The following is a 6,179-nucleotide window of genomic DNA, read 5'->3' as shown; positions in this document are numbered from 1 at the left end:
TTCAGTTGCAATTAATCCTGGCTGAAGCGTAATTATAGTTGCAGTTAATCCTGGTTTGAAAATCTCTTGATTGCAGGTTTGAGCGATTAGTATTGCAGGTCGTTACAACTAATGCCAGCTAACTGTAACCGCCAGATCAAGATGGGCATTTGGGGATTATCAACACTGGCAGTGTCAATTGTCTGCTGAAGTTGCTCTTTAATAGTGCGCTCTGGTGGGGTATCGCGCTTACCCGTATCATATTCTGATTGCTCTCTTATTATGCGCCTGATTTGTCCCGTGCTGGGTGTGCGATTCAGTTTTTCTCTGCTACCTTGTACTTGGACTAATTCATAGTCTTGCTCGATTTGTCGCAGCACTTTCTCAGAGCGCACATAATCCCAAGAATCATGCACTAACAGCCCCGTATCCATCCTAATTCGACTGGCGGCAATGTGAATGTGGTCGTCGTCGGTGTTATGGTGGCGAAAGATGACAAACTGATTGGCATCAAAGCCCATTTCTTTAATGTAGCGTGAGCCGATTTCGTTCCACTTCTCATCATCTAATTTGTCCGCTTTAGCAGCTGACAGTGAGACATGATAAACAACTCGGTCTGCATCAGAATTTAGTTGTCTCGACAGGCGAAACTCACGCGCTAACTCCCGCGCATTTCTCCCACTCATGTTACCGCCAATTAGTTTGGCATCATCGCGGGATTCTAGATAATCTAACAGCTTGCGAAAACCTCTACCCTTCGTCTGCTTCCCAATCATCGTCTTCCTCTTCTTCCCAGTCGTCAGATTCAATATCATCCGAGGCAATGTCTCGCCTGCACTGATGCAGTAGTTCTAAAAGTTCTTGTAACAGTTCTGGGTTGGCTGGTGGAGTACGCCCCATCTTGATAGCTGTGTTGGTGGCTTTGACAAGCTGGTTGAGATTGTTCCCAATTTGTCCTAACTCCCAATATGTTTGTAGACTAATTTTACTCAGTCGTTTGGGTAATGGACGCATCAACGCATTGCGTCTCATTAGTTCACTCGCTGACATTCCCGCATCTTGTGATTTTATCCGAATCATTTCCAGTTCGATGTCGCTCAAACGAACTGGAAAAATATGCTTTCGGACTAGGGCTTTTGATTGCTTGCGATTAGCCATAACTTAGGGAGAATGAGGACATCACGCGAGGGGGGTTTTTAGGGGGGTGAAACCCCACTAAACCAGCTTTGCCATCCGAGCAGAGCGAGGTAAAGCGTAAGCTTTGAGGCATGGCTGGCTTCAAGCCCATTTTCGGGGGTGGCGAGGTGTCGAGTGCTACGGATGTACGGAGGCACAGCGAGAGATTGAGGGCGAGAGTACGACAGCGTAGCTGTGCTGCTGACAATACTACAACCTACAGAAGGATATATCAACGGCGCAGCCGGAATTTTAGATAATCAAGCAGGAGATAAATTATGGTTCGGCGTAGCCGTAATAGAAGAAGTAAATACGGCGTAGCCGCTATATGAAAATTTTAGATTCAGCGAAGCTGTAATAGTAAGATTTTAGGTATAAATTTGAATGAGAATAACAGCGAAGCTGCCACACGGCGAAAATAGTTCAGCGTAGCTGTAATACGAATCGATAATTCGGCGTAGCCGTAATAGGCAATTTTTTCAAAGTATCAGGTTAAGTAAAAATAACGGCGTAGCCGTCACATTAAAAAGCGATTCGGCGTAGCCGCAATAGTCAATTTTTTTTAGGATTTTGAATCAGATTTTTTCAAATAGCCGATAATTATCAATTAATTGGTATTCATGAAATAACCATGAGTGAACAGCAGAATTCAGAAGTAATTACGAAAGAAAAGATTGATAAGGCCATCAACCTGCTGAAGGAGCAGAAGCCGAAAGAGCGAGAGGATGTATCAGATAGGGAAGCGGTTCGCAAGATGAGGAGATACATTGAGAAACTGACTTCCTCTAAGTACGGCTACACTTACGATGAAGTTGCGGAGATGTTGAAGGGGCTGGGCATTCATTTGACTAGCAGCAGAATCAAATATTTAATAGGTGAATTGAAGAAAAGCAGTCGCCGCCAGAAAAAGGCATCATCAAGCAGCCAGAGTAGTACATCAGATAATCCGGCTACTGAAAATCAGCAAGCAGTTAAAGCTAGTGGTGAGAAATTAGAAACACCTGTAAATAGTGCCAAGGGTAAGACCAAAAATCAAAAGCCAGCAGTAGAGACAGCAACAACATAGAAACAATGGCATCCTAGTTTTAGTATTTGATCGGGTCAAGTTAGCCACATAATAGGAATCAATATGGGAGAAGCAAAAAGGCGTAAGAAGTCAGACCCCAATTGGGGGAAATCTGAAGGATTTAATCATCCCAACAAACCTAAAATCACCTACTTGACTGAATCACATCCCGATTATCAAACCGCCTCTGACATTAAAAATGCTCACTATGCTGGCAAAACTCGTGTTTACCTTGTTCGCTTAGATTATACCGATGGTGAGTATTTTATCGGCGCAGTCAACACATTCTTAGTCGGTACTGAAATTACAGTCAACGCCATCTGGACTTCCTACCCCAACAGCCAACGCACAGGTCTAGAAATTCTAGACAGTATCCGTCGAGACATTGGTTTAAAAGCTAGAGACGAAATGTTTCAGGCCGATGCTGTTCTGCTCAACTTTGAATCTGTATGATTAGGTTTAAACCTTTGATTCTAGGCGCAAGTATTGTTTTATTACCTCTGCTGTCTAACTTGAGTTATGCTTTGAATGATAATGTGAGAAAAATTTTGATCCATAAATTAGAAAAGAGTTAACGAAAATTCAGGCTTTCGCGCTAATCACAAATTAAAACTTTGAATCAAATTATGAGTGAGAGTTGAAATTCTGAATCATAACTAGAGAATGAGTTGAAAAAACATAATTGGACAAAACTTGCACAAAAAATCCCTAATAAAACTTTTCTAACTTCAACTTTCAATCAAGATATCGTTCAAATACCCATGTTATGGTTCAAAACTTTTGTTTTAGTAGATATCTGAGTAAAAATCAAATATTTCATTGAACAAGCGATCGCTCTGTTGTTGCGCGATCGCCTACTCAAATCGTAGCTGAATAATAATGATAATCAAGCCGAAGGGTTGATACAAACGTCTCTCGTATCAGTTTTTTTATCCCCTACACGATAATCATTATTAGTAAAAAAACTCGAATACTAAAAGTGAACTATAAACTGGATACTCATTTTTGAACCATATCATGAGTTAAAATCTCATTTTTTGTTTCAAATCACATGAGTGTCCTTGCACAAAATCAATCACAAAAGATTGAGTTAAAAGTTTATAGCCAAAACGAGCAGAAACAAAGCTGTCCAGAGAAAGTGATTGTCACTGAGCAAACAAATAAAAACCACACTAGGGAATGTTCTAGGTGTGGTTAAAAGTGCGTTTGTAGTGGCAATGGTAGTTTAAAGTCTGTCCGACCACTGTGACCGCAAAGACGCTAGAGACACGAACAAATGGCGGTTACACTCGCCCCAATGGATAAGACTAAAGCCACCCAAGGACTACCACTGACCATTAAAGGTATGGATATGAAGCCTAGCGCCAAAATGACAGCTACAGTTTTACCGCCTGATTTTAAAATCGGAGCAGCGATTTCCATCCAGCGTTTGACTGGATTTTCTTCACCCGCTTCCAAAATATTGTCTAAGACCGCCTCTGCAAATACTTCTAAGGTAGTTTCAGCAGATTTAATCGCATCTTCTTTAACTGTTGCCACTAGCGGTTGAACAATGGAATCAACGGTGTTACTATTGGTCAAAACCTCAGAACTTTCCGATCCGGAATCAATTAGTTTCTGAAGGTTGCTATAATTAAGTTTTTGTGTCATACTAAATTGACCAGTCGTATAACTGGGCGAAAAATTCAATGACTCCCTGAGTAGGTCGGCAAAACTTTCATCAGGAAGTGAACATATACAAAGACCCACTTGCGTGACCTCGGAAATCACATAAGGGGTCTTTCGCTATGGATACTAGCATAGCGGTTTTGATATCTACTTGTCAATACATATATTGTGCCTATATTACATAGTAGCTCGAATATCCGTATTTGTCAACCCTTCGACAGTAACATTAATACTGAATTATTCAGAGAATAGTTAGTATAGTTTTCTGTTTCAAAAGAGCTTGTTTATTATCTTTTTACAGGTTTGTACGTAATTTCCCTCCGTTATTATACTAGTTTTCTGTTTCAAAAGAGCTTGTTTATCATATTTTTACAGGTTTGTACGTAATTTTTCATACGGGACTATACTTAAGTATATAGTTATGTTGAACGGGACGCTCAGTAAATGATTCAGTAACAAATCATTATTATGAGCATCTTTTACTACTGATAAGGACAGTAGAAATGATTTGCGATAAATTTTACAAGCTCACTGTCGGGTTACAGTTGGTTTGCACCAGGGCAACGTCTGAGTAAACTTCAGTAGGTAAACAACGCAAGATAATCATCAGCAAGTCAGCCAAAACTATCGGCGTGCAGAAGTTAAAAACTCGCCGCAGTGCAGTCTTAGTAAAGATTGTGGCAACTTCAGCGACGTGTTCTAAGGCATCTTCTGGTGACGATTCTGATTCAGCAATCAACATCGGGAAGTATGTACGCGCTAGCCACTTTTGATCGTCGTCTAATTCAGCCAAATTTTTATTACTACCGCTATTAAGACTATCTAATAGCAGGAGTAATAATTTTTTAAAGTGCTGCCAGCCCCCCCAGCGCTGGGTAAATCGGCTTACCCAAGCTTGGGAGATTTCGGTAATGTTGGCGATCGCCGTTTGTCCAATTTTCTGCTGCGACTCCCAAAGTTGGGTAAAGGCTTTGACGATGGCGTGTCCGGTTTGCTGATCTCGGCTACCCGCTTCGGTGCATAAAGTACAGGCATCGACAACCTCTAACTTGACTCCCGGCAGTTCATCTAAGAGAAAACTGAGGTCATAGTCAGCGCAGAAGTAGAATGTTAGCTCCTCCTGGGGGCGACGATGAGCGCGTAATCGCCCAATTTCTTGAATGATTTCGGCTCGGATCAATTCGGTGAGATACTTTTGTAAAATGTCTTCTGAATTTCCCACCAAGACTTGCTTACCAGTCATCACCTGAAGATGTGCAGCCACCGCACCGATGTTTTGGTAGGGAATGCCAAAGCTGGCGATCGCGTCACAATCACTAAAGCGGTTAACACCCCGACCATCGACAAAGTGACCGTATTCAATGTGGTCTTCGGCAACGGAAGCAATTTGTTTCCACTCGATAATGCCCGGTTTCTTGTGTATCTTGAGGAAAGTTTCCTTGAGGGCATCAACACGGTAGGTTAGAGAGTTAGAGCGTTTTTTGGGCAACTTACCCAGCCCGATGACGTTGACCACCCTTAAATTGCTGTAGTCGGGGCGTGACTGCCCTATGACTAACATCGAGTCATCGTAGCCGAGTTTCAATTTCAACAGTTCTGGGCTGATAGTGGCATCAAGGTAAACATTAAATTGGGCGGAGTAGGCTAACTCAGTATATTTGGTGTCGGGGCGATAAATGGTCAATATACCCCATTTACAAGCCAAAGAACCCTCACCCTTCCATGCTTCGAGGAAATCAGGGAACCAGTACAGGGGCAAATCAAAGAACTGTTTACCTGCAATTCGGGCGCTATCCTTAGCTACCCGTTTGGCAGCAAAACGGGCGGCAGCACTTTTTCGCAGTTGTTTATCAGCTTGGATATCAATCGAGTCTAAATCAGCCAGAAATTCTAAATTAGGCTGTAATATCTGCCGAATCGCTTCAATATCTAAATCTTGCGGAAATGCGCCTAACTCTTCTCTTAGTTGAGCATCATTAAAGCCGTAACGAGAATCGGGTTTAATATCTCCATTGAGGAGCGATCGCAAAACTGGTAAAAAAGTCTGGAGTTTTGACCATTGCTCAGGGGGTAAGCCGCCTGCAACTAAGGAACCAACGGTAGTATCAAAATCCTTTAATTCCACTTCAATCGAGTGAACAGGCTTAATGAGAGTCCCTGCTTCTTCCCAAATGCGCCCCACTGTGAAAGGTTCGCCAGCAGCATTAGTTAAATCAACTGGGGTAGAGTCGGGGTGCGCTCGAATTTGGGAGTAATTTTGAATGACCATCCGTTTAAGGTAACGGAAGCC

Annotated in this window: 6 protein-coding genes and 1 pseudogene; 3 read left to right on the top strand and 4 right to left on the bottom strand. The window is 42.2% G+C overall.

All coding sequences use genetic code 11. The features are described 5' to 3' along the window. Positions 1–86: 86 nt before the first annotated feature. Both H6H03_RS38960 and H6H03_RS38955 read right to left on the bottom strand, forming a co-directional pair. Positions 87–755: a relaxase/mobilization nuclease domain-containing protein gene (locus H6H03_RS38960; protein ID WP_190960325.1), complete on the bottom strand. Its 669-nt coding sequence runs from the start codon at positions 753–755 to the stop codon at positions 87–89. Beyond that, positions 730–1,137: a plasmid mobilization protein gene (locus H6H03_RS38955; RefSeq protein WP_190960324.1), complete on the bottom strand. Its 408-nt coding sequence runs from the start codon at positions 1,135–1,137 to the stop codon at positions 730–732. The genes H6H03_RS38960 and H6H03_RS38955 overlap by 26 nt, the downstream gene beginning before the upstream one ends. Positions 1,138–1,350: 213 nt before the next feature. Between H6H03_RS38955 and H6H03_RS41685 the strand changes: the two genes are divergently transcribed. The 3 genes from H6H03_RS41685 to H6H03_RS38945 all read left to right on the top strand — a co-directional run bounded on the left by H6H03_RS41685 (position 1,351) and on the right by H6H03_RS38945 (position 2,674). Further along, positions 1,351–1,476 (top strand): hypothetical protein, encoded by a 126-nt coding sequence (locus tag H6H03_RS41685; RefSeq protein WP_277926238.1) that lies wholly within the window; start codon positions 1,351–1,353, stop codon positions 1,474–1,476. A 310-nt stretch (positions 1,477–1,786) separates the two neighbouring features. Further along, positions 1,787–2,221, top strand: coding sequence for a hypothetical protein (locus H6H03_RS38950; RefSeq protein WP_190960323.1), 435 nt, complete (start codon positions 1,787–1,789; stop codon positions 2,219–2,221). 63 nt (positions 2,222–2,284) lie between these two features. Then, positions 2,285–2,674: a hypothetical protein gene (locus tag H6H03_RS38945; protein WP_190960322.1), complete on the top strand. Its 390-nt coding sequence runs from the start codon at positions 2,285–2,287 to the stop codon at positions 2,672–2,674. An 807-nt stretch (positions 2,675–3,481) separates the two neighbouring features. On the opposite strand, the gene H6H03_RS38940 is transcribed toward H6H03_RS38945, so the two are convergent. Further along, complete coding sequence (locus tag H6H03_RS38940; protein ID WP_190960321.1) at positions 3,482–3,871, bottom strand: hypothetical protein; 390 nt, start codon at positions 3,869–3,871, stop codon at positions 3,482–3,484. A 538-nt stretch (positions 3,872–4,409) separates the two neighbouring features. Then, positions 4,410–6,179: pseudogene (locus H6H03_RS41025) on the bottom strand (PriCT-2 domain-containing protein); the annotation flags it as partial.

Origin of the sequence: Nostoc paludosum FACHB-159, from assembly GCF_014698835.1 — a bacterium.
GTDB classification, from domain to species: Bacteria; Cyanobacteriota; Cyanobacteriia; order Cyanobacteriales; family Nostocaceae; genus Nostoc; species Nostoc paludosum.
Note: the sequence above shows the minus strand (reverse complement) of the source record. Positions and strands in the feature narration are given on the sequence as shown.